The sequence below is a fragment of the Flavobacterium reichenbachii genome (assembly GCF_002217435.1).
GTDB classification, from domain to species: domain Bacteria; phylum Bacteroidota; class Bacteroidia; order Flavobacteriales; family Flavobacteriaceae; genus Flavobacterium; species Flavobacterium reichenbachii.
Window position 1 is genome coordinate 265,519 of sequence record NZ_MUHF01000007.1, and the last position, 21,237, is coordinate 286,755.

Genomic DNA, 21,237 nt, shown 5'->3' on the forward strand with positions numbered 1-21,237 from the left:
TTCTATAAGTACTTAACTGGATTTGTATTTTCTTCTGATAAAATGATTGCAAAATTAAGGATTTTTTTTTGAAGATAATCAACAATATAGTTTTTTGTATAGCGTTCGCTCTCAAAATGACCAATATCTGCCAAAAGCAGCTGGTTTTCGGCTTCATAGAACTGATGGTATTTAAGATCTGATGTCAAAAATGCATCTGCTCCGGCCATAATTGCGTTTTTTATCGCAAAACTTCCAGAACCGCCTAAAACTGCAATCCTCTTTATTTTTTTTCCTAAAAAAGCAGAATGGCGAATTCCGTCAGCAGTCATTTTGTTTTTTACAAAAAGCAGAAAATCTTTTTCGTCCATTTCAGTTTCAAATTCTCCAATCATTCCCAAACCAATATTTTGATGTTGGTTTTGTAAATCATAAATTTCATAAGCCACTTCTTCATAAATATGATTCGCAAAAAGTGTTTTCAAAATTTTTGATTGTAAATGTTTTTCAAACGTAACTTCAATTTTTATTTCTTCAGTTTCAGTCAATTCATGGCGTTCGCCAATTACCGGATTGCTTTCAGAATTTCCTTTGTAAGTTCCTGTTCCGTTTGAGTTAAAACTGCAATTTTCATAATTGCCAATTGTACCTGCTCCAGCATCAAACAAAGCCTGACGAACTTTTTGCGCATTTTCAGGAACAGTATAGGTTACTAGTTTTTGAATAAAATTCTGTTTCGGGATCAATATTTTGGTATTAACTAAACCTAAAGCATCACAGAAAATTTTATTAACGCCTTGCGAATGATTGTCAAGTGCGGTGTGAACAGCATAAATGGCAATGTCGTTTTTAATCGCTTTTAGAATTGCACGCTCGACATAATTTTTGCCGGTTATTTTTTTAATTCCGGAGAATAAAATAGGATGGAAGCAAACTACCAAATTGCAATTTTTTGTAATGGCTTCTTCAATAACATTTTCCAAAGCATCGTGACAAACTAAAACTCCTGTGCTTTCAGTTTCTGAATTACCCACTAAAAGTCCAACATTGTCAAAATCTTCGGCGTAAGCCAAAGGGGCCATTTCTTCGAGAACTGATATTATATCTTTGATTTTCATTTTCAATTTTGTTTCAGGTTTCAGGTTTCAAGTTTTTTGATTGTGTGAAAACTGGAAACCTGAAACAAATTAACGAAAAAAATTATACTTTCGTAAAATGAACTTACTCCGAAAAATACTTTTTCCATTCGCCATTTTATACGGTTTAATTACTTCAATCCGTAATTTTCTTTTTGATAAAGGAGTTCTAAAATCGACTTCATTTGATATTCCAATTATCGCAGTTGGAAATTTAAGCGTTGGCGGAACAGGAAAAACACCTCAAATAGAATATCTTATTCGGTTGTTATCTGATAAATATAGAATTGCGACTTTAAGCAGAGGATATAAAAGAAAATCGGAAGGTTTTATATTGGCTGATGAAAATGCAAATGCTGAAATTCTAGGCGATGAACCTTTTCAGTTTTATCAAAAATTCCCAAATATTCAGGTTGCTGTTGATGCTGATCGAACAAACGGAATAACAAAATTACTGTCGCAGGAAATAAAACCTCAAATAATATTACTTGACGATGCCTATCAGCATAGAAAAGTAAAAGCAGGTTTTTATATTTTGCTGACTTCGTATGATGATTTGTATGCAGATGATTTTATGCTTCCTACAGGAAATCTTCGAGAAAGCAGGAGCGGCGCCAAAAGGGCTAAAGTTGTAATTGTCACAAAGTGTCCGAAGGATTTATCTCCTGAAAAACAAAGCGAAATCTGGGATAAACTGAAATTGACCTGTTCGCAACAACAGTTGTTTTTCACCTATATAGATTATGATGATTTGATTTATAGTCAAAATGAAAAAATTGCTGTTCTGGAAGTAAAAAACGAATCAAAATTACTTTTGGCAGGAATTGCAAAGCCAAAACCATTTTTTGATTTTATAAAAAATGATAATGACGAATGTATGACTTTTCCGGATCATCATCATTTTTCTGAAGCCGATTTACATGCTGTTCAAGATAAAGCAAAAGGCAGAAAAATAATTACAACAGAAAAAGATTATGTGCGATTAAAAGATTCTAAATTAGTTTCTCAGTTATATTATCTTCCAATAAAAAGTACTTTTATCAGTCAGCAGCAAAATTTTAATGCTTCGGTTTTAGATTATATAAAAACAAATTTAGAATCTTAACGCCTTATTTTTTTCTTATCAGTAAAATCAAATCGATCAATCTCGACGAGTAGCCAATTTCGTTATCGTACCAGCCTACAACTTTTACCATTTTATCAATGACAGAAGTAAGCTGCGCATCAAACAAACAAGAATGAGTATTGCCAATTATATCTACAGAAACAATAGGATCTTCGGTATAATCTAATATTCCTTTTAAATATGTTTTTGATGCTTCTTCAAATGCTTTGTTAATTTCTTCAATAGTAACGGCGCGCTTAACATTAAACGTAATGTCTGTCAAAGAACCATCCGGAACCGGAACTCTTATACCGCATCCTCCGATTTTATTGTGCAGTTTTGGGAAAATTTTGGTTAATGCTTTGGCAGCTCCCGTAGTTGTAGGAACGATTGACTGACTTGCACCTCTTGCCCTGCGCAGATCTTTATGAGGTTGGTCGTGAAGACTTTGATCTGTGGTAAAAGAGTGAATTGTTGTAATGTAAGCCTGCTCAATACCACATAAATCTTCCAGAATTTTTATCATCGGAGCAGCATTGTTTGTAGTGCAGCTTGCATTAGAAACAATGTTTTCTGTACCATCCAGAATACTTTCATTTACTCCCAAAACTACCGTTTTTATAGTGTCAACTTCAGACGGAGCAGAAAGAATTACTTTTTTAGCTCCAGCTTCAATATGGGCATGCAGCTCTTCGTGTGTTTTGTATTTTCCAGTAGATTCTACAACAAAATCTATAGAATGGCTTTTCCAGTCTAAATTGGAAATGCTTTTTTCATGAAAGAATAAAAAATGCTTTCCGTCAATAATAATTCCGTCGTTGTCAAAACTTACTTTAAAAGGTAAGACACCGTGAATACTATCGTACTTTATAAGATGTGACATGGTTTGGTTGTCTGCAATATCATTAATTGCAACGACTTCAATTTCAGGATGGTTAATAAGTAATCGAAATAAGTTTCTTCCAATTCTTCCGAAACCATTAATGGCAATTCTTGTTTTCAATTTTTTGGTGATTCGTTTCATTATTTAATCGTTTAATCGATTTGACAATTAAACGATTAAATGAATAAACTTTTTTATAAAATATGTTTTTGTGCTTTATAGGAAGAACGAACAAGCGGTCCGCTTTCTACATGGCGGAAACCTAGTTCAAGACCAAATTTTTCGTATTTGGCAAATTGATCCGGAGTGATGAATTCCTTTACCGGTAAGTGCTTTTTACTCGGCTGAAGGTATTGGCCAATTGTTACAACATCAACATTTGCATTGCGTAAATCGGTCATAGTCTGAAAAACTTCTTCTTCAGTTTCTCCCAAACCTAGCATAATACCCGATTTAGTTCTGTTGATTCCTTTTTCTTTTAAGTAACGTAAAACTTCTAAACTTCTGTCATATTTTGCCTGAATACGAACCTCACGAGTCAAACGGCGAACGGTCTCCACATTATGAGAAACCACTTCTGGATTTGCTTCAACGATTCGATCAATATTTCTTTCGATTCCCTGAAAATCAGGAATTAAAGTTTCAAGAGTAGTATTTGGGTTCATTCTTCGGATTGCTTTTACAGTTTCAATCCAAATAATAGAACCGCCATCTTTTAAATCATCTCTATCCACACTGGTAATTACAGCATGTTTAATATTCATGATTTTAATAGAACGTGCTACTTTTTCTGGTTCATCCCAATCTACGGTTTCCGGTCTGCCAGTTTTTACACCGCAGAAACCACAGGAACGTGTACACACATTTCCAAGAATCATAAAAGTTGCCGTGCCTTCTCCCCAGCATTCACCCATATTAGGGCAGCTTCCGGATGTGCAAATAGTATTTAAGCTGTATTTGTCTACCAAACCGCGAAGTTCAGTGTATTTTTGTCCAATTGGAAGTTTAACCTTTAACCATCTAGGTTTTGCAACTGGTATATTTTCAGAGACTGTTTCCATATATCAAAATTCTAAAGTGCAAAGATACGGAATGTAGTTTATTTTGAAGTTGCTAATTTTCTTTTCGTTCATTTTTGTGTCTGCTAAAAACTATTTTTAAATTCTACTAACAATTTTGAAGGTTAGTTTGACTTTTACAATTTCAAATTTTACCTTAATCTGTTACAAATTTGACTCCTGAGATCAGTGCAAAATTAATGCTGTGCTAATTTTGTTGTTAATTTAATAGTTTTGAAAAACATGAAAAAGAGATTTATTGTATTGGGAATTTTATTTATGACTTTTAGTTTTACTAAAATGAATGCACAAATACTTTCAGATAAAGCCATGGGAGCTTTAGGCAAAGGTGTTTCGGGGTTTACGTTTAGTGATGCAGATGCCGCTGCTTTGGCTAAAGAATCAGTTGCTGACCTGGATGCTAACAATCCTGTTGCCGGACCTGCAGATGGTTACTCAATTCGATTAAATCGCTTATTTGGTAAACATGCTTCTAGTGATGGAATTAATTTAAATTATAAAGTTTATTTAGTAAAAGACATCAATGCTTTTGCTTGTGCAGATGGAAGTGTTCGTGTATTTGCAGGCTTAATGGATGTTATGGATGATAATGAATTGCTTGCAGTTATCGGACATGAAATAGGTCACGTATTTAATCACGATACAAGAGATGCTATTAAAGCAGTTTATAAAAAAGAAGCCTTGTTGGATGCTGCTTCATCACAATCGGCAAAAATAGAGACTCTTTCGGGATCTCAATTAGCAAAAATTGGAAGCGCAATGATCGACAGCAAGCATAGTAGAAAGCAAGAATCTCAAGCTGATGAATTTTCGTATGATTTTATGAAAAAAAATGGTTATGATGTAAATGCGGTGGAATCTGCTTTTAAGATTCTTCAAAATTTAAGTGAGGGAGCTGAATCTTCTTTTATGACTAAAATGATGAGCTCACATCCAGATTCTGGCAAAAGAGCAGATGATGCTAAAAAAAGAGCAACAAAAGATGGCTTGTATAAAGTTTACGCACAGCAGAAAATTGATAATTCTGTGCCTGTAAAAGCAAAAGCAGCAACAAAAACAACTGCTAAAAAGACAGCAGCAAAAAAGAAGTAATCTTTTATATATTGGGTAAAACCGGCAAATTCTCCAGAATTTGCCGGTTTTTTTGTTTATCGTTATATCAATAATAACAGGTGATCGTTTTTATAACTCATTTAAAATGCATATATTTAATTGTTGAAAAAACAAATTTTTGTGTGAAATGAAATAACATTTTGTTGTTTACATTTGTTGTTAAATTGTAATTGTAAAAACATGAAAAAGAAATTTATAATAGTAGGACTTTTATTTGCGGTATTTGGTTTTACCAAAATAAATGCGCAGATTAATCTTGGAGACAAAGCAATCGGGGCACTTCAAAAAGGAGTGAGCGGCTTTACTTTTTCTAACGCAGATGCTGCTAAACTGTCTAAAGAAGCAGTTGATAAATTAGATACAGAAAATCAAGTTGCGAGCGCAACAGATCCCTATACTTTAAGGCTGAACAGAGTTTTTGGAAAACATGCTACAGGCGAAGGTTACACATTAAACTTTAAAGTTTATAAATTAAAAGAAGTAAATGCTTTTGCAACTGCAGACGGAAGCGTTCGTGTATATTCAGGATTAATGGATATTATGGATGATAATGAACTTCTTGCGGTAATAGGCCACGAAATTGGTCACGTTGCCAATAATGATTCAAGAGATGCAGTTAGAGCCGCATATCAAAAAGAAGCTTTATTAGATGGAGTTGCTTCTCAATCTGCAACTGTTGCAACTGTTACAGACAGTCAGTTAGGAAAAATCGGAAGTGCATTGATTGATAGTAAACACAGCCGTAAACAAGAATCAGAAGCCGATTTATTTTCTTATAATTTCTTGAAGAAAAACGGATATAACGTAAATGCTGAAGAATCTGCTTTTAGAATTTTAGCAAAAATGAGTGAAGGAAGCGAAGCTTCATTTATTGACCAAATGATGAGTTCACATCCGGATTCTAAGAAAAGAGCAGATGATGCAAAAGCAAGAGCAGAAAAAGATGGTTTATATAAAGCTTATATACAGCAGAAAATTGTGAATACTGCGCCAGTGGTTAAAAAAGCTGCGGCTACAAAGAAAACAACAGCTAAAAAGAAATAATAATTTAGTGTAATGTAAAACAAACTCGGCAGATTCTTAGAATCTGCCGAGTTTTTTATTTTCAATTAACCTAAAACGTGATGTGCTAAAACTTTCTGTACATCGTAAACGTTTACAGATTTGTTAAATTGTTTCACGATACTTGGCTGTAATTCACTTGAAACCCAGATTTTCAACTCGGCATCAAGATCAAAAGTTCCAGCTGTTTCTACACTAAAGCGAGTAATGCTTTTGTACGCAATAGATTTATATTCTGTTTTGCTTCCTGTTAATCCCTGAACATCTACTAAGATTAATCTTTTATTCGTAAAAATAAAAGTATCACGAATTAATTTGAATCCCATTTCTATTTCTTCATTGTCGATTAGAAGCTGTCCGTATTTTTTAATTAAATCTTCCTGACTTACCGTACCGGCGTTACCAAGAATAGCTGAAAATATTCCCATGTTTTAAATTTTAATTAAATTATTTCGTCTTATTATGAGATGTAAAAATAGTAGATTTTGTTAACTTTTAAATCCTCATTAAGTTTAATTATTGACGTAATAAATAATTTAGTTAAAAATTGGAGCATAAAAAAAGCAGAACCTAAATTCTGCTTTTTTATTATTTTTATTCTGGTTGTGTTTTAATTGTAATTGGAAGGTTGTAGGCAGTTCTTACTGCATTTCCGTCTAATATTCCGGGTGCCCATTTTGTTTTAAGTGATTTTAAAACTCTAACGGCTTCTTTGCCCATTCCGTAACCAGGATCATTTTTTACCATGATGTTGGTAAGTGATCCATCTTTTTCAACTACAAAAGAAACATAAACTCTAAAAGTTCTTTCTGCGTCTAATTCCGGAGTTTTGAAATTTCTACTTACATAAGTATAAAAATTTGCAATTCCACCAGGAAATTCCGGTAATTTGTCTAAAATGGCTGTGCTTACAGGTTTTTCAGGTCCAGAAGGAACAGCTGTGTCAATTCCAGGTCCATTGCCACCTGATGTTGGGATAGCATTTACAAGAGTTCCTGTTCCGTCACTTGGGCTTACTACAGTTGGTGTATTATTAGCATTAGTTGCTATTTCTGGAGTCGCTTGAGATGAAGGGACAATAATAGGATCCACTAACTGACTAGCATCTGTAACTGGTGCCGCAGCAGCTTGTTCCTGTGCGGGAGGAGTAATAGGATCTGTTTTAGGAATTACTAAAGGATCAATATCAACAGGTGTAATTACTGTTCCGTCGTAAGGATTAGTAGTGTCTATTGGTGCAGGGTTGTTTTGAAATTTACTAGCCAATACAGAAACGCTTCCTATAGCTGCTAGTAATAGCAAGCCCATAAATAGTGCTGTAACAGTTGTTTTTGAATTCTCCTGACGTAATTGATAGGCTCCGTATTCTTTGTTTTTGTCTTCGAAAACAAGGTCGGTCCACTTGGTTTGGTAAATGCTTAATTTAGACATAGTTCTTGGGTGTTTTAAGGTTAAGTAACTTTAAATCATAAGCGGGCTCGTTTTGGTTTTAGCTAACAACGGAATAGTTGTAGTTTTAGTATATGAATAATTTATTTTTTTAAGGATAAAATTAGTAATCTGTTATCCTTTATCTAAAGATAATAAATTATATGTTACGTTCGATAATTTCTGCCAATAATTTTTTAGCGCGAAGTAATTTTACTTTTACATTGCTCAAAGGTTCCTCTATTTTGAGTGCAATTTCCTGATACGTCATTTCCTGAAAGTAACGCAGCTGAATTACTTCTTGATAGTGAGGTTTTAATTCTTTGATGCAAAGAAGCAGACGAGACAGATTCTGTTCTTTAATTAAAGCATCTTCTGCCGATGGAGTGGGGTCGGCAATATTATAAGCCTGCTGATCTTCTGAATCGGTAATTTCTATAAAAAGACTGCTTCTTTTTTTGCGCAGTAAATCAATATAAACATTTTTTGCTATAGAAATCAGCCAGGTATTAAATTGAAATTCTGGATTGTATGAAGTTATTTTATCGAATGCTTTTGAGAAAGTTTCAATCGTAATATCTTCGGCAGTGGTTTCGTTTTCTGTACGCTTAAGCATGAAGCCATAGACTTCATTCCAGTAATAATCTAATAAAAAAGTAAAGGCTGCTTGATCGCCCTTTTTTGCTTTTTCTATTTTAGAATTTATTTCCAATATACAGGTTTTGAAAAGATATTAGTTATAAAGATATTAATTTGTGTGAATATAAGTGCGATTTCGATAAAAGGAAACCAAATTTTAATATCCCTTTCTTTTAATTTCCCCGCAGCACATCCAACTACAGTCCATGCAACAGTATAACGTGTTGCCAGAATAGCCAATACAGCAATCCACTGAAATTGGAAACTCAATAATATAATAACTAATAAAAAGAAAAATAATTGTGAACAAAAGAAAAGTCCCAATTGTACTTTGTCAAAAAACTTATAATGTTCTGCAGTAGAAACATGTCTTCTTTTTTGCGTAAACCACTCTTTGTAATTTTTTTTGGGTTTAGAATAAGTAAAACTTTCCGGTGCGTAAGAAATCGTAGTGTTTGCTTTGTTTGCTGCTTGATTTACAAATAAATCGTCATCGCCAGAACGTATCTGAATATGATCGATAAAACCATTAACGTTAAAAAACTCTTCTTTTTTGTAAGCTAAATTTCTTCCCACTCCCATATATGGAGCGCCTAATTTTGCCCATGATAAATATTGTAACGCAGTCAGGACAGTTTCAAAGCGAATGATTTTGTTTAAAAACGAACGTTCTACTTTTTCATAACCGCCGTATCCTAAAATAATAGTCTTTTCAGATGTAAAATTAGCAGTCATTGCTGTAATCCAATTTTTAGAATTCGGAAAACAGTCTGCATCTGTAAACAACAGATAATCTTTTTTAGACGCTTTGATTCCTAATGTCAAAGCATATTTTTTATTACCCCAGAAAGCTTCGTTGTTTTCTACTTTTACCAAACGAATATTAGAATATTCTTTTTCGAATTGTTCAAAAACTTCAAGTGTCTCATCGCTTGAGGCATCGTCAATTAATACAATTTCAAAATCAGGATAATCTTGCTGTGCCAAAAGCGGAATGTATTTCTTTACATTCTCTTCTTCATTTTTTGCGCATACAATTACAGAAACAGGAAGATTTTTTGCAGTAATGTCCTGCTGTTTGCCAAAAGCAAATTTTCCAAAAATTCCCAGATAGTAAAAAAGTTGTATAAAAGCGACAACAATAAGAGAGTAAAATATATATATAAGCATCTGTATTTTTTAATGAGTATTAATCTCTGAATCTGCGAGTGCAAATGTAATTATGAATTCCTAATTTTCAATGATTAAAACCAATTTACTTTGGACATTTTGCCATTTCTTTTGCAAGAGCGATAGATTGAGCGTTTTCAGTTTTTTCTAATTGAGAAATAATATTTTTATAATTAAGAGCATCTCTATTTTGTGATAGTTTTTTAGTGGCTTGAATTTCATCAATTTCTATTTCAAAACCAAAAATTCCACGAGCCTCACGCATTGTCTTTGCTGATAAATCTTCAACACGAACGGGGTTTTCAGAATTTACTTCGTATTTATCTACTAGTTTTTTTAATTGCTCTATAGCGGCGGCTTCATCTACAATTTTAATTCTTCCATAAACATGTACGGCTATATAATTCCAGGTTGGAACATTTTCGTGATCATACCAAGACGACGAAATATAACTATGCGGACCTGTAAAAACAGCTAAAACCTGATCATTTTCTGCAAAACCATCTGCCTGCGGATTTAGTTTTGAAATATGTCCCTGCAAAATTTCCTTTCCGTGTTCATTGATTTCAAGCTCAATCGGAATGTGTGTTGCACATAATTTTCCGTTTGTTTGATTGATCAGAATACCAAAACTGTTTTCTTTTAGAAAAGCTCTGATTTCTTCCGGGTTTTCGTTTTTGTATAAATCGGGTGTGTACATTTTTTTCTTTTTTAGGTTCAAAGGCTCAAAGAAGCAAAGGTTTGAAGCTTTATATTCTAGATCACATTCACTTCAGCCTCGATATGAATTCCGAAAGTTTCAAAAACAGTTTTTTGAACTTCTCTAGAAACCGCCAAAATTTCCTGTCCGGTTGCATTTCCATAATTCACTAATACCAAAGCCTGGTTTTTATGAACTCCTGCGTCTCCAAAACGTTTTCCTTTAAAACCAGCCTGTTCGATCAGCCAGCCGGCCGGAACTTTTACTTCAGTTTCTGAAACTTCATAATATTTCATTTCAGGGAATTTTTGATGGATTTTTTCAAAATCAGATTTTAGTAAAATCGGGTTTTTAAAGAAACTGCCACTGTTTCCCAGTTCTTTTGGGTCTGGTAATTTGCTTTGTCTGATTGCAATAACAGCATTACTGACATCTTTTAGAGCTGGTTCAGAAATATTGTTTTTTGCCAGTTCTGCGAGAATATCTCCGTAAGAAGTATTTATTTTATGATTACGCTTTGTTAATTTGAAAATTACCGAAGTAATGATAAACTGATCCTTAACTTCATGTTTAAAGATGCTTTCGCGATAGCCAAAATTACATTCGGCATTGTTGAAAGTTTTCATTTCCTGAGTCACAATATTCATGGCTTCACAAGAAACAAAAGTATCTTTAATCTCAGTTCCATAAGCTCCAATGTTCTGAACAGGTGTTGTGCCGACATTCCCGGGAATCAGAGACATGTTTTCTAATCCGCCAAAATTATGGTCAATTGTATAAAGTACGAAATCGTGCCAGGTTTCGCCAGCCTGACTTTCGACCCACACAAAGTCGTCATTTTCTTCAATGATTTTTTTGCCTTTTAAATCAATGTGAATTACCAATGCATCAATATCTTTTGTCAAAAGCATATTGCTTCCTCCCCCTAAAATAAATTTTTTCTCGTTTTTGTTTTCTTCCAAAACCGTTTTCAATTCAGCAATTGAATGAACTGCAATAAATTGTTTGGCGCTGGCTTCTATTCCAAAAGTATTATAGTTTTTTAAAGAAAAATTGGACTGGATTTCCATATATAAAAGGCTTTTTGACTTCCGAAACTTCGGAATAATTCTGAGTTCAAAAGTAACGATTATAATTTATTCGAGTAGAATTTATATAAAATAACAACAATTAAATGTTATGAAATAAGGGAAGAAGCCTTTTTGTGAAATTTTATTTTACAGCTTCAATAAATTGATGCATTTCTTTCATGGTTCCAATCGTAATTCTGGTCCATTTTCCGTTTTCTTCATAAATTTTTGTTCCCATTATATTGTGTTCTTCCAATTGTTTAAAATAATCCTTTTTATAATTCTCTAAAGAAAAATAAATAAAATTTGAATGTGAAGCAATACAAGTTAAATTTAGCCGTGTCAGTTGTTCGATGGTATATTTTTTTGCTTCTTCATTTAAAGAATATACTTCTTTGATGAATTTCTCGTCATTTAATGATGCTATTGCTGCAACTGTAGAAAGAACGCTGACAGATAAATTAGGAGATGATTTCAGCATACTAAGCTGTTCAATTGTACCAGAAGCCGCAACGGCATAACCAACGCGTGCACCGGCTAAACCGTACATTTTGGAGAAAGTTTTGGTGATAATTAAATTCTTGTTTTCAATTACAAGTTCACTTAAAGACTGCTCTTTTGTAAAATCAATATAAGCTTCATCAACAAAAACAATTGCTTTTTTTGATGCTTCTTTTATAAAAGAAACTAGTTTTTCTCTATCGCATATTGTACCCGTTGGATTATTGGGATTGCAGATGTAAATCATTTTTGTATCAGAATCTATTGCTGCTAACATCGCCGTAAGGTCATGTTTTTTATCTGGCGTTAATGGAACTGTTATTTTTTTTAAACCTAATTTCTCAGAAGGAAATGTCCAGTAATTGTATGTTGTTTCTGCCAATATAAAATTGCCTTTACTTAAAGCAGTGTATTGAAGAACTAAATCTAAAATTTCTGTTGAGCCTGCACCTAATAAAATATTAGCATCTAAAACATTATTTTTTTTGGCAAGAAGACTGATTAAATCAGATGAAAGTTCCCATCCATATCGGTTGCTGCTATTAATGTTTTTTGCCATTGCAGTTCGGGCCAAAGGCGAAGGCCCGTAAGGATTTTCATTTGATAGTAACAGTATGGGAGATTGATCTGAATATTCAAAAACTGAATCTTCTACTGGAGTATTTGCAAATGTTTCAAATGGATAAAAACCTAATCCAACTGCGCCCAGACTTATTTGTTTCAACCAATTTCTTCTGTTATTCATTTTCGCTCCGATTAAATTAAATAATACTATAAAGTAGTAAGTCGAAGAGATTTAAAAAAAGTTACGATTTGGTTTTTGTTTTATTGTTTAATGAATTGTTGACAGTTGATTATCTTTTGTTGGAATATTCTTCTAATTTTTGTTTTTCGTTTTTACTTAAACTTTTGATGCCTTTTTTGCTGATTTTATCCAGTAACTTATCGATTTCTTGTTGTTGATTTACTTTTTGCTCATTATACTTATGATCAATTGAGTAATATTTTTTGTGCGTTTTAAAAAAGTAATTGTCAATATATAAAATGTACGGTTTTGTAATTATTATGTATATAAAAATTATGCAGGGAATCAGCACGATTGCTATAGGAACATAATTCTCTGTTAATGAATGAGGAAAAAGAATTACGGCAATGAGCATACCGATTACGGCGCCGCCTAAATGAGCTTCGTGGCCAATATTGTCCCGATTAGATTTGACTCCATAAATCGAATAGATAATATATAATAAGGCGTAAAGCCAGCTTGGAATCGAAATTGGTAAAATGAAAAAGCCAATTCCTAATCCGGGAAACAATGCAATAGAAGCAAAAATAACACCGCAAACTGCACCAGAAGCCCCAACAGAATTATAATCTCCATGATTTTTATGAAGCAGCAATGCAAATAAATCGCCGGCAATTAAACTGCAGAAATAAATTATTAGAAAATTTATTATACCGGCATTAACTTCCAAAAGTTCTGAAAATGCATACAAACTAATCATATTAAAAATAAGATGCATCCAGTCTACATGAAGAAAACCAGAAGTTATAAGCCTGTAATATTCTTTGTGAATTAAAATTCTATCGACTTGAAATTTATATTTTTCAAAAAATATTCCATCGTTGAAACCTTTGTATGAAACTGCAAAGTTTATTACAATTATTATGATACTTACTATTCCGATGTTTATCATTTAATTTTCAAATTGGTTTGCTGTTAATCTAATAACTCATGATATTTAGCTGCAATAATCTTCATGTTGATTTGATAATTAGCATTTTCTTCCACAAATTTTCTATTTCGGATAATAGCCTGATTTCTGGATTCAGAATTTTCGAAAGACCATATTAATTCTTCTGCCAGCATTTCGATATTGTCAATTTCAATTAATTGCCCGTTTTCCCGATGATTGATCCAGCTTTGATTTCCCGGAATATCAGAAACGACAGGATAACAATTACAAGCCATTGCCTCAAATAGAGAAGCAGAAACTCCTTCCGTAATTGGCATGCTGATATAAATATTAGATTGTTTCAATAAAGTTGGAAGTTCAGTATTCGGAATTCTTCCTGTAAAGATTACTTTATCATCAATTTGTAATGTTGCTGCTAAGTTTTTCAAAAAAGCCAGACAAGTACCGTCGCCAACAATGGTCAGCGAAAAATCAATCCCTTTTTTATTTAAAATTGAAAACGCTTTTAGAATAGAATCATGTCTGTATTCTGGCTGCAGAGAACGTGTTACGATTGCTTCAATTCGAGAGGCATTTGAAGTTGAAGGAGTAAAAAGAGAAAAATCAATTCCCTTTGGCATTACGAGAACTTTGTTCATATCAACACCAATTTCTTTCATCGAAATCGTCATTACAGGTCCCCAGGCGTGAATTAAATGCGCTTTTTTGAAAGCATATTTTTGAATGATTTTTTTTAAAGGATATAAAACAGAGCTTTCCGGCCATAAATCAGTTCTGCCTTGCTGCGCAACTGCAATAGTTTTAGATCCGGATAAAGCGGCAAGAAAACCATAACTTGTGGTTCTTTCTGCAATCAACATATCGGGTTTTTGTCTGCGAATGATTTTTCTAATAGCAATAGGAGCAAAGCAGTATTCGGCAATACGTTTGAATCGGTTAAAATTTGAGTTGCTGGGAGTTTGAAGTTCCCAGGTTATAATTTCAAAATCGCCAAATTCTTTCAGACCTTTCATCCAAGTTATGGCGTCTGCGCGGTAAGATTCTCCAAGAAAAAGTATTTTTCTTTTCATTTAGTAAATGAGTTTTTTGTCGCCACGAATTTCACAAATTTTCACTAATTAATTCGTGCTAATTCGTGAAATTCGTGGCAGTTTATCTTTTTCTAAAATTCTTCTGTTTCTAAAGCGCGATTTATAAATTCGTTTAAAGGTTTTAAAGCAATTAATTTTTTGCTCATTTTCGAAACAAAATCTTTTTGAGTGACTTCAGAGATGTCATATTTTTGAGTAGCCGTAAAACTTTTTAACTTTAAAAAATCAATTGCCGGATGCTCTTTTTCATAACCGCGAGGCGGATTTTTAAGTGAATTGTTTTCGTCAAAATCCAAACTTCCGAATTCTTTTTTGAAATTTTTGTCGGCTAAAACAGCTTCTAAATCTTCGTAAAAAAAAGCAATCTCTTTACGGACTTTTTTTAATTGATCAGGATCTGGAGAATAAAAACCTCCGGCAATAAAACTGGCACCTTTTTCTATATGTACATAATATCCGGAACGATTCTGGCCTTTTGCGCCAGAAGAAAGCCAAACACCAAGATGTGCTTTATAAGGAGATTTATCTTTAGAAAATCGAATGTCACGGTTAATTCTAAAAGTACAATTTTTAACTTCGAGCAATTCCAAAGACGGATCTAGAGGTTTCATGGCATCCAGAAAATCGCTTACTAGTTTATGATAGTCCTTTTTGAATATTTCATAACGTTTTTTGTTATCCTGAAACCAATCTCTATTGTTGTTTTTCTTTAAGTCGTCTAAAAATTGCAATGATTCTTTTGTAAGCATATTTTATGTTTTGATTGTGGCTGTTTTTTGTTTGCCACGAATTACACGAATTTACACTAATTTTTTAATTGCTTATCTTTCACCTTTCACAAAGTTTTAATTCGTGAAAAGTAGTAGAAAAAAAACATTACAAATTAAATATCTTATAACTCTGATGTGTCGATTTTACGATCGCCTCAGTTCGTTCCGGATGCGTATCAGAAATAAAAAGCTGGCCAAAAGTTTCGCTGTTTACCATTTCTATGATTTTAGCAACGCGGGTTTCGTCTAATTTATCAAAAATATCATCAAAAAGCAGCAGTGGTTTTACGCCGCTTTGTTTTTTTAGGAATTCAAATTGAGCCAATTTTAAAGCGATCAAAAAAGATTTCTGCTGGCCCTGAGAACCAAATTTCTTTATCGGATGCGAATCTATTTCAAAAGACAAATCATCTTTATGGATTCCGGTGCTTGTATAATGCAGCGCGCGGTCCCTATTAATGCTTTCCTGCAAAAGAGTCAAAAGATCTTTTTCGAATAAGTGACTTTCATAAACCAGCTGAACCGTTTCTTCAGAGCCCGTTATAGCATGATGATGTATATTAAATATAGGTATAAATTCTTCGAGGAAATCTTTTCGTTTTTCAAAAATCGATTGTCCAATTACATGCAGCTGCTCATTATATATCGATAAAGTATCATTGTCAAAAGTATGGTTTAAAGCAAAATATTTTAGAAGTGCATTTCGCTGCAGAATTATTTTTTGATATTGAATAAGTTCATGAAGATAAGTACTGTCTAACTGCGAAATGACGCTGTCCATAAATTTACGGCGTGTTTCGCTTCCTTCAACAATCAAATCACGATCGGCAGGAGAAATAATTACAAGCGGAATAAATCCGATATGATCAGAAAACTTATCATAAGCTTTGCCGTTTCTTTTTAAGATTTTTTTTTGCCCTTTTTTTAAACTGCAGACAATTTGTTCTGTTCTGTCGTTTTTTTCGAGTTCGGCATCAATTACAAAAAACTCTTCTCCGTGTTTAATATTTTGTACCGCCAGCGGATTAAAATAGCTTTTTCCGTAAGCCAAATGATAGATTGCATCAAGCACATTTGTTTTGCCAATTCCGTTTTTACCGACAAAACAATTGATCTTGGTATCAAAATCAAAACTTGCTTCGGAGAAATTTTTATAATTGAATAAAGAAATTTTATTTAAATGCATTTTTAAGGAGCTGTAAAGGTAAAATCGACTGTTTTTGAACAGTAGAAATTAGAGGGTGCAAATTATTGAAAAATATTGATATAAAAGGCTTTTAGAGTCTTTCCAGATAAATTATTTTAAGGCTGAAAGGTAATAAGTTACGATAATGAAAATTATTTCTTTTAAAATAGTGATAAAATTGATTTTTTTGATGTCAATTTCAATAAAAATTTTATTTTTGCCGTTCACTAAATTATTATTAAATGGCAACTTACAATAAAAGAGGATATAAGACACCAAAGGAGAAGGAAGTTAAAGAAGTTAATGAGGAACAACAAGTAATTATTGACGAAAAAGACAGTACAACTGCTGGAGTTTTCTCAAAATTAGACGAAACGGCTTCAAAAACTGAGGATTGGGTGGCTAAAAATCAAAAAATCATTATTGGTTTAGTTGCTGGTATTGCAATTGCTACTATTGGATATTTGGCTTACCAAAAATTTATCGAAGCTCCAAAACAAAATGAAGCTGCAAGCGAAATGTTTGTTGCACAACAGAATTTTGATAAAGCTGTAAACGGAGTATCTAGTGATTCATTATACAAATTATCATTAAACGGTTCTGAAGGTAAATTCGGATTTATTAAAATTGCTGACGAATATTCTGGAACTGATGCAGGAAATTTAGCAAACTATTATGCTGGTATTGCTTATTTGAATACAGGTAAATTTGATGATGCTATTAAGTATTTAGGTGAATTTAAATCAGAAGATGTAATTCTAAGCGCTTTGGCTAAAGGTGCAATCGGAGATGCTTATTCTCAAAAAAATAATCAAAAAGAAGCTTTAGATTATTATGTAAAAGCTGCAGGATCAAACAAAAATGATTTTACAACGCCTCGTTTCTTATTAAAAGCTGGAAAAACAGCTTTAGCTTTAGGCCAAAAAGAAGACGCTTTGAAATATTTTACAGATATTAAAGAAAATTTTGACGCAACTCCAGAAGCAGCTTCTGTTGATGTATTGATTGGATTAGCACAATAAAAATTTCAAACTTTAGAATTTAGATTGTAGATTTGTATTTCAGAATCTGAAAATATAATATCAAAAATTTAAAATATAAAGATGGCTACAGAAAATAAAAATTTATCAGAATACGATAAAAACACAATCCCAAATGCGAAAGACTTTCGATTTGGGATTGTTGTTTCTGAGTGGAATGAAACTATAACTGAAGGACTTTTTAACGGTGCTTTTGAAGCACTTGTTGATAATGAAGTTCCTGTTCAACAAATTATCCGTTGGAACGTTCCGGGAAGTTTTGAACTTATTTATGGAGCAAAAAAAATGCTTCAGACTCAAAATGTAGATGCAGTTATTGTAATTGGATGCGTGATTCAAGGACAGACCAAACATTTTGATTTTGTATGCGAAGGCGTTACACAGGGAATTAAAGATTTGAATGTTCAAACTGATATTCCGGTTATTTTTTGTGTTCTTACCGATAATAACATACAGCAGTCTATTGACCGCAGTGGAGGAATTCATGGAAACAAGGGAACCGAAGCAGCAATCGCAGCTATAAAAATGGCTTACATACGCCAGCAGGCTTCTATGGCACATTCTTTTAATCAGCCTTTATTGGCATCGGGCACAATTCAAATCGAAGAAACGCCTTTCAAAATAGATAAAGAATAAAACACAATTGTTTTAAAAAGATTAAAACCTATACTGTGTACAAATAGTATAGGTTTTTTGTTTTTTTTATGACTCCCGATGTTCAAAATGACAGCCAAAATTCATTAAATTTGTAGACCTTGGTTTTTAAAAACCAAATAGAATTAACAATATCAATCTGAGGTTTTACAATTATTGTAATCGAAGATTCTTAAACCCAATTTTTTTAATGTCGAGTATTATTCAATTACTTCCTGATCATGTTGCTAATCAAATTGCCGCTGGAGAAGTGGTTCAAAGACCGGCTTCGGTTGTCAAAGAGTTGTTAGAAAATGCTGTTGATGCAAAAGCAACTGATATTAAATTGATTATAAAAGATGCCGGAAAATCATTAGTACAAGTAATTGACAATGGTTTGGGCATGAGCGTTACTGATGCGCGTTTGTGTTTTGAACGTCATGCGACTTCAAAAATCCGTCAGGCGGAAGATTTATTTTCATTGTGCACAAAAGGTTTTCGCGGCGAGGCTTTGGCTTCTATTGCGGCGATTGCTCACATGGAAATGAAAACCAAACAAGATCAGGAAGAGCTTGGGACTCACATTGTAATTGAAGGAAGTAAATTTGTGTCTCAGGAAGTTGCCGTTTTGCCAAAAGGAACCTCTTTTGCTGTAAAAAATCTGTTTTTTAATATTCCCGCACGTCGTAACTTTTTAAAATCAGACACAGTAGAATTTCGTCATGTTATGGATGAATTTCAGCGAGTTGCTTTGGCGCATCCCAATATTCATTTTACATTTTACCACAACGGAAGCGAATTGTACAATTTGCCAATTGCCGGATACCGTCAGAGGATTGTTGGAATCATGTCTGGAAAAACCAACGAAAAATTGGTTCCTGTAAATGAAGATACCGAAATTATAAACGTTCAGGGATTTGTTTCTAAACCCGAATTTGCTAAGAAAAACAGGGGAGAGCAGTTCTTCTTTGTTAACGATCGTTTTATTAAAAGCGGTTACCTTCATCATGCTGTTATGGCTGCTTATGACGGACTTCTTAAAGACGGCTGCCAGCCGAGTTATTTTCTTTATCTGCAAGTACCGCCAAATACTATAGATATCAATATTCATCCTACCAAAACCGAAATTAAGTTCGATGATGAACAAGCATTGTACGCTATTTTGCGTGCGTCTATAAAACATAGTTTAGGGCAGTTTAATGTGTCTCCGGTTTTAGATTTTGATCGTGATGCTAATTTAGATACACCCTATTATTATAAAGATTTAGAGGCAGAAACACCAACGATTCAGGTAGATGGAACATTTAATCCGTTTACAGATGATAAAACAAATCAGCATTATTCTAAATCAGGTTCAGGATCAAGTTCTGGCGGGAGTAATTCCGGATCAGGATCTTACTCCGGTTATTCTAAAAGGGTTGAACCTGCAGTAAGCTGGGAAAGTTTATACGTTGGTTTAGAAACCGATACGATAGAAAGTTCTCCTTTTACATTTGAAAATGAAGAAGTAACTTCGTCTTTGTTTAATGATGATGAGGTTGAGCAAGCCAATAAGAAAACCTATCAAATTCATAAAAAATACATTGTTTCTCCTATAAAATCCGGAATGATAATCGTTGATCAGCATCGTGCGCACCAGCGTATTTTGTATGAGCAGTTTTTACTGAATATGACAGTAAATCAGGCTTCAAGCCAGCAATTGTTGTTTCCGTTGAATTTGTTTTATTCGTCAAGCGAAATGGCACTAATAGAAGAATTAAAACCTTCTTTAGAAACAACTGGTTTCGTTTTTGACGGTGCAGAAGCAGATCATATTGTAATTTCCGGAATTCCCGTTAATATTACAGAAAGCGAAGTTTCGCTGGTAATCGAACAGTTATTGAGCGATCTGCAGGACGGAATTCCAGCCAGCAGTTACAGCCAGAATGATACCATTGCCAAATCTATGGCAAAAAGTTTAGCGGTTAAAACCGGATCTTATTTAACCGAAAAAGAACAGGATAACTTAGTAAACGGTTTGTTTGCCTGTAAAGATCCAAATATTTCACCTTTTCAAAAACCTACTTTCATCACAATGCGTGTTGAAGATATAGATAAAAAGTTTGCCTTATGATGAAGATAACTCCTGTTGTAAAACAACTAATTATTATTAATTTAATCTTTTATATTGGCTCGCAGCTTGTGCCGATTACCTACGGTTATTTTTCTCTTTTTTATCCGGGAAGTGATAATTTTAGATATTGGCAGCCCTTTACTCATATGTTTATGCATGCGGGATGGCCAAATTTTGGACATATATTATTTAATATGTTTGCATTGTATAGTTTTGGATCGACACTTGAATATTTATGGGGTGGAAAAAAGATGTTGTTTTTTTACATTTCCTGTGGTTTAGGTTCGGCTTTGATTCTTTCTTTGTCCTATTATGTACAGATACATTATCTTCTGGATTCCATTAGAGATTTAAATTTATCTAAAGCTGAAATGCATTTGGTTTTAAATGCTGATTATGGATCATTATTAGACTCAAGCGGGCATCTGCTTAAAAGTAATATTTCAGATATTTTAAACAAAGCACATTGCACCCAAGAACAATTTAATGTGCTGATTCAAGCAAGTAGCATTACACAATCTACTGCTGTTGGAGCGTCTGGTGCAATTTATGGTTTATTAATTGCTTTTGCTTTTTTGTTTCCAAATGCAGAACTGGCTTTGCTGCTTATTCCTATCCCAATTAAAGCTAAATATTTTGTTTCAGGAATTGTTTTGATTGATTTGTATATGGGATTAAATGGAGGTTCATTGTTTGGCAGTCCACACACACAAACGGCATATTTTGGTCACGTCGGTGGTGCTTTAACTGGTTTTTTAATGATGCTTTATTGGAAAAAAAATCAGTTTAACAACAATCGTTGGAATTAATTTTTAACTTTAAGTTCTAATTGTAAAAACAAT

21 protein-coding genes are annotated in these 21,237 nt (G+C 33.3%); 7 read left to right on the forward strand and 14 right to left on the reverse strand.

Going from position 1 to position 21,237, the window contains the following annotated elements:
* Positions 1-2 precede the first annotated feature (2 nt).
* Positions 3-1,097 carry a Nif3-like dinuclear metal center hexameric protein gene (locus tag B0A68_RS08055; RefSeq protein ID WP_035682227.1) on the reverse strand — a complete coding sequence of 365 codons (1,095 nt, stop codon included), beginning with the start codon at positions 1,095-1,097 and terminating at the stop codon, positions 3-5.
* Positions 1,098-1,194: 97 nt separating this feature from the next.
* Between B0A68_RS08055 and lpxK the strand changes: the two genes are divergently transcribed.
* Positions 1,195-2,220, forward strand: coding sequence for a tetraacyldisaccharide 4'-kinase (lpxK, locus tag B0A68_RS08060; protein ID WP_035682225.1), 1,026 nt, complete (start codon positions 1,195-1,197; stop codon positions 2,218-2,220).
* Positions 2,221-2,224: 4 nt separating this feature from the next.
* On the opposite strand, the gene gap is transcribed toward lpxK, so the two are convergent.
* A complete protein-coding gene (gene gap, locus B0A68_RS08065) occupies positions 2,225-3,223 on the reverse strand; it encodes a type I glyceraldehyde-3-phosphate dehydrogenase (RefSeq protein WP_035687829.1) in 999 nt (332 codons plus the stop codon).
* A 74-nt stretch (positions 3,224-3,297) separates the two neighbouring features.
* Positions 3,298-4,164 (reverse strand): lipoyl synthase, encoded by an 867-nt coding sequence (gene lipA / locus B0A68_RS08070; protein ID WP_035682223.1) that lies wholly within the window; start codon positions 4,162-4,164, stop codon positions 3,298-3,300.
* Between the two features lie 240 nt (positions 4,165-4,404).
* Here lipA and B0A68_RS08075 point away from each other — a divergent pair, with 240 nt between their 5' ends.
* A complete protein-coding gene (locus B0A68_RS08075; protein ID WP_035682221.1) occupies positions 4,405-5,274 on the forward strand; it encodes a M48 family metalloprotease in 870 nt (289 codons plus the stop codon).
* 201 nt (positions 5,275-5,475) lie between these two features.
* Positions 5,476-6,339, forward strand: a complete 864-nt coding sequence (locus B0A68_RS08080) for a M48 family metalloprotease (protein ID WP_035682218.1) — start codon at positions 5,476-5,478, stop codon at positions 6,337-6,339.
* Positions 6,340-6,404: 65 nt separating this feature from the next.
* Here B0A68_RS08080 and B0A68_RS08085 read toward each other — a convergent pair whose 3' ends face one another.
* From B0A68_RS08085 to recF, 11 genes are all read right to left on the reverse strand, one after another.
* Entirely contained in the window at positions 6,405-6,785 is a 381-nt protein-coding gene (locus tag B0A68_RS08085) for a PH domain-containing protein (RefSeq protein ID WP_035682216.1), read from the reverse strand.
* A 166-nt stretch (positions 6,786-6,951) separates the two neighbouring features.
* A complete protein-coding gene (locus tag B0A68_RS08090; protein WP_035682214.1) occupies positions 6,952-7,788 on the reverse strand; it encodes an energy transducer TonB in 837 nt (278 codons plus the stop codon).
* Positions 7,789-7,945: 157 nt separating this feature from the next.
* Entirely contained in the window at positions 7,946-8,497 is a 552-nt protein-coding gene (locus B0A68_RS08095; protein WP_035682212.1) for an RNA polymerase sigma factor, read from the reverse strand.
* The gene (locus tag B0A68_RS08100) at positions 8,488-9,594 is read right to left on the reverse strand and encodes a glycosyltransferase (RefSeq protein ID WP_035682209.1); all 1,107 of its coding nucleotides are present in this window, start codon (positions 9,592-9,594) and stop codon (positions 8,488-8,490) included. The genes B0A68_RS08095 and B0A68_RS08100 overlap by 10 nt, the downstream gene beginning before the upstream one ends.
* 85 nt (positions 9,595-9,679) lie before the next feature.
* Positions 9,680-10,294 carry an FMN-binding negative transcriptional regulator gene (locus tag B0A68_RS08105; protein ID WP_035682207.1) on the reverse strand — a complete coding sequence of 205 codons (615 nt, stop codon included), beginning with the start codon at positions 10,292-10,294 and terminating at the stop codon, positions 9,680-9,682.
* A 56-nt stretch (positions 10,295-10,350) separates the two neighbouring features.
* On the reverse strand, positions 10,351-11,364 hold the full coding sequence (murB, locus tag B0A68_RS08110; RefSeq protein ID WP_035682205.1) for a UDP-N-acetylmuramate dehydrogenase: 1,014 nt from the start codon (positions 11,362-11,364) through the stop codon (positions 10,351-10,353).
* A gap of 142 nt (positions 11,365-11,506) precedes the next feature.
* On the reverse strand, positions 11,507-12,610 hold the full coding sequence (locus tag B0A68_RS08115) for a pyridoxal phosphate-dependent aminotransferase (RefSeq protein WP_035682204.1): 1,104 nt from the start codon (positions 12,608-12,610) through the stop codon (positions 11,507-11,509).
* 109 nt (positions 12,611-12,719) lie between these two features.
* Positions 12,720-13,562 (reverse strand): rhomboid family protein, encoded by an 843-nt coding sequence (locus B0A68_RS08120; protein ID WP_035682203.1) that lies wholly within the window; start codon positions 13,560-13,562, stop codon positions 12,720-12,722.
* 23 nt (positions 13,563-13,585) lie between these two features.
* Complete coding sequence (locus B0A68_RS08125; protein WP_035682200.1) at positions 13,586-14,632, reverse strand: glycosyltransferase; 1,047 nt, start codon at positions 14,630-14,632, stop codon at positions 13,586-13,588.
* A 92-nt stretch (positions 14,633-14,724) separates the two neighbouring features.
* Positions 14,725-15,402: a DUF2461 domain-containing protein gene (locus B0A68_RS08130; protein ID WP_035682197.1), complete on the reverse strand. Its 678-nt coding sequence runs from the start codon at positions 15,400-15,402 to the stop codon at positions 14,725-14,727.
* A gap of 127 nt (positions 15,403-15,529) precedes the next feature.
* Positions 15,530-16,609: a DNA replication/repair protein RecF gene (gene recF, locus B0A68_RS08135; RefSeq protein WP_035682195.1), complete on the reverse strand. Its 1,080-nt coding sequence runs from the start codon at positions 16,607-16,609 to the stop codon at positions 15,530-15,532.
* Between the two features lie 242 nt (positions 16,610-16,851).
* Here recF and B0A68_RS08140 point away from each other — a divergent pair, with 242 nt between their 5' ends.
* The 4 genes from B0A68_RS08140 (at position 16,852) to B0A68_RS08155 (ending at position 21,204) form a co-directional block, all read left to right on the forward strand.
* Complete coding sequence (locus tag B0A68_RS08140) at positions 16,852-17,631, forward strand: tetratricopeptide repeat protein (protein WP_035682193.1); 780 nt, start codon at positions 16,852-16,854, stop codon at positions 17,629-17,631.
* A gap of 81 nt (positions 17,632-17,712) precedes the next feature.
* Positions 17,713-18,285 carry a 6,7-dimethyl-8-ribityllumazine synthase gene (gene ribH / locus B0A68_RS08145; protein ID WP_035682191.1) on the forward strand — a complete coding sequence of 191 codons (573 nt, stop codon included), beginning with the start codon at positions 17,713-17,715 and terminating at the stop codon, positions 18,283-18,285.
* A 208-nt stretch (positions 18,286-18,493) separates the two neighbouring features.
* A complete protein-coding gene (gene mutL / locus B0A68_RS08150; protein ID WP_035682189.1) occupies positions 18,494-20,395 on the forward strand; it encodes a DNA mismatch repair endonuclease MutL in 1,902 nt (633 codons plus the stop codon).
* Positions 20,392-21,204, forward strand: a complete 813-nt coding sequence (locus B0A68_RS08155; protein ID WP_035682187.1) for a rhomboid family intramembrane serine protease — start codon at positions 20,392-20,394, stop codon at positions 21,202-21,204. Before mutL ends, B0A68_RS08155 begins: the two co-directional genes overlap by 4 nt.
* The last annotated feature ends 33 nt before the right edge of the window (positions 21,205-21,237 follow it).

Coding starts and splice junctions, on each gene's coding strand:
- B0A68_RS08105 (WP_035682207.1), bottom strand. CDS start 10,294: ATGTACACACCCGATTTATACAAAAACGAAAACCCGGAAGAAATCAGA.
- B0A68_RS08140 (WP_035682193.1), top strand. CDS start 16,852: ATGGCAACTTACAATAAAAGAGGATATAAGACACCAAAGGAGAAGGAA.
- murB (WP_035682205.1), bottom strand. CDS start 11,364: ATGGAAATCCAGTCCAATTTTTCTTTAAAAAACTATAATACTTTTGGA.
- lpxK (WP_035682225.1), top strand. CDS start 1,195: ATGAACTTACTCCGAAAAATACTTTTTCCATTCGCCATTTTATACGGT.
- B0A68_RS08090 (WP_035682214.1), bottom strand. CDS start 7,788: ATGTCTAAATTAAGCATTTACCAAACCAAGTGGACCGACCTTGTTTTC.
- lipA (WP_035682223.1), bottom strand. CDS start 4,164: ATGGAAACAGTCTCTGAAAATATACCAGTTGCAAAACCTAGATGGTTA.
- B0A68_RS08055 (WP_035682227.1), bottom strand. CDS start 1,097: ATGAAAATCAAAGATATAATATCAGTTCTCGAAGAAATGGCCCCTTTG.
- B0A68_RS08130 (WP_035682197.1), bottom strand. CDS start 15,402: ATGCTTACAAAAGAATCATTGCAATTTTTAGACGACTTAAAGAAAAAC.
- B0A68_RS08155 (WP_035682187.1), top strand. CDS start 20,392: ATGATGAAGATAACTCCTGTTGTAAAACAACTAATTATTATTAATTTA.
- B0A68_RS08115 (WP_035682204.1), bottom strand. CDS start 12,610: ATGAATAACAGAAGAAATTGGTTGAAACAAATAAGTCTGGGCGCAGTT.
- recF (WP_035682195.1), bottom strand. CDS start 16,609: ATGCATTTAAATAAAATTTCTTTATTCAATTATAAAAATTTCTCCGAA.
- B0A68_RS08075 (WP_035682221.1), top strand. CDS start 4,405: ATGAAAAAGAGATTTATTGTATTGGGAATTTTATTTATGACTTTTAGT.
- mutL (WP_035682189.1), top strand. CDS start 18,494: ATGTCGAGTATTATTCAATTACTTCCTGATCATGTTGCTAATCAAATT.
- B0A68_RS08080 (WP_035682218.1), top strand. CDS start 5,476: ATGAAAAAGAAATTTATAATAGTAGGACTTTTATTTGCGGTATTTGGT.
- ribH (WP_035682191.1), top strand. CDS start 17,713: ATGGCTACAGAAAATAAAAATTTATCAGAATACGATAAAAACACAATC.
- B0A68_RS08100 (WP_035682209.1), bottom strand. CDS start 9,594: ATGCTTATATATATATTTTACTCTCTTATTGTTGTCGCTTTTATACAA.
- B0A68_RS08125 (WP_035682200.1), bottom strand. CDS start 14,632: ATGAAAAGAAAAATACTTTTTCTTGGAGAATCTTACCGCGCAGACGCC.
- B0A68_RS08120 (WP_035682203.1), bottom strand. CDS start 13,562: ATGATAAACATCGGAATAGTAAGTATCATAATAATTGTAATAAACTTT.
- B0A68_RS08085 (WP_035682216.1), bottom strand. CDS start 6,785: ATGGGAATATTTTCAGCTATTCTTGGTAACGCCGGTACGGTAAGTCAG.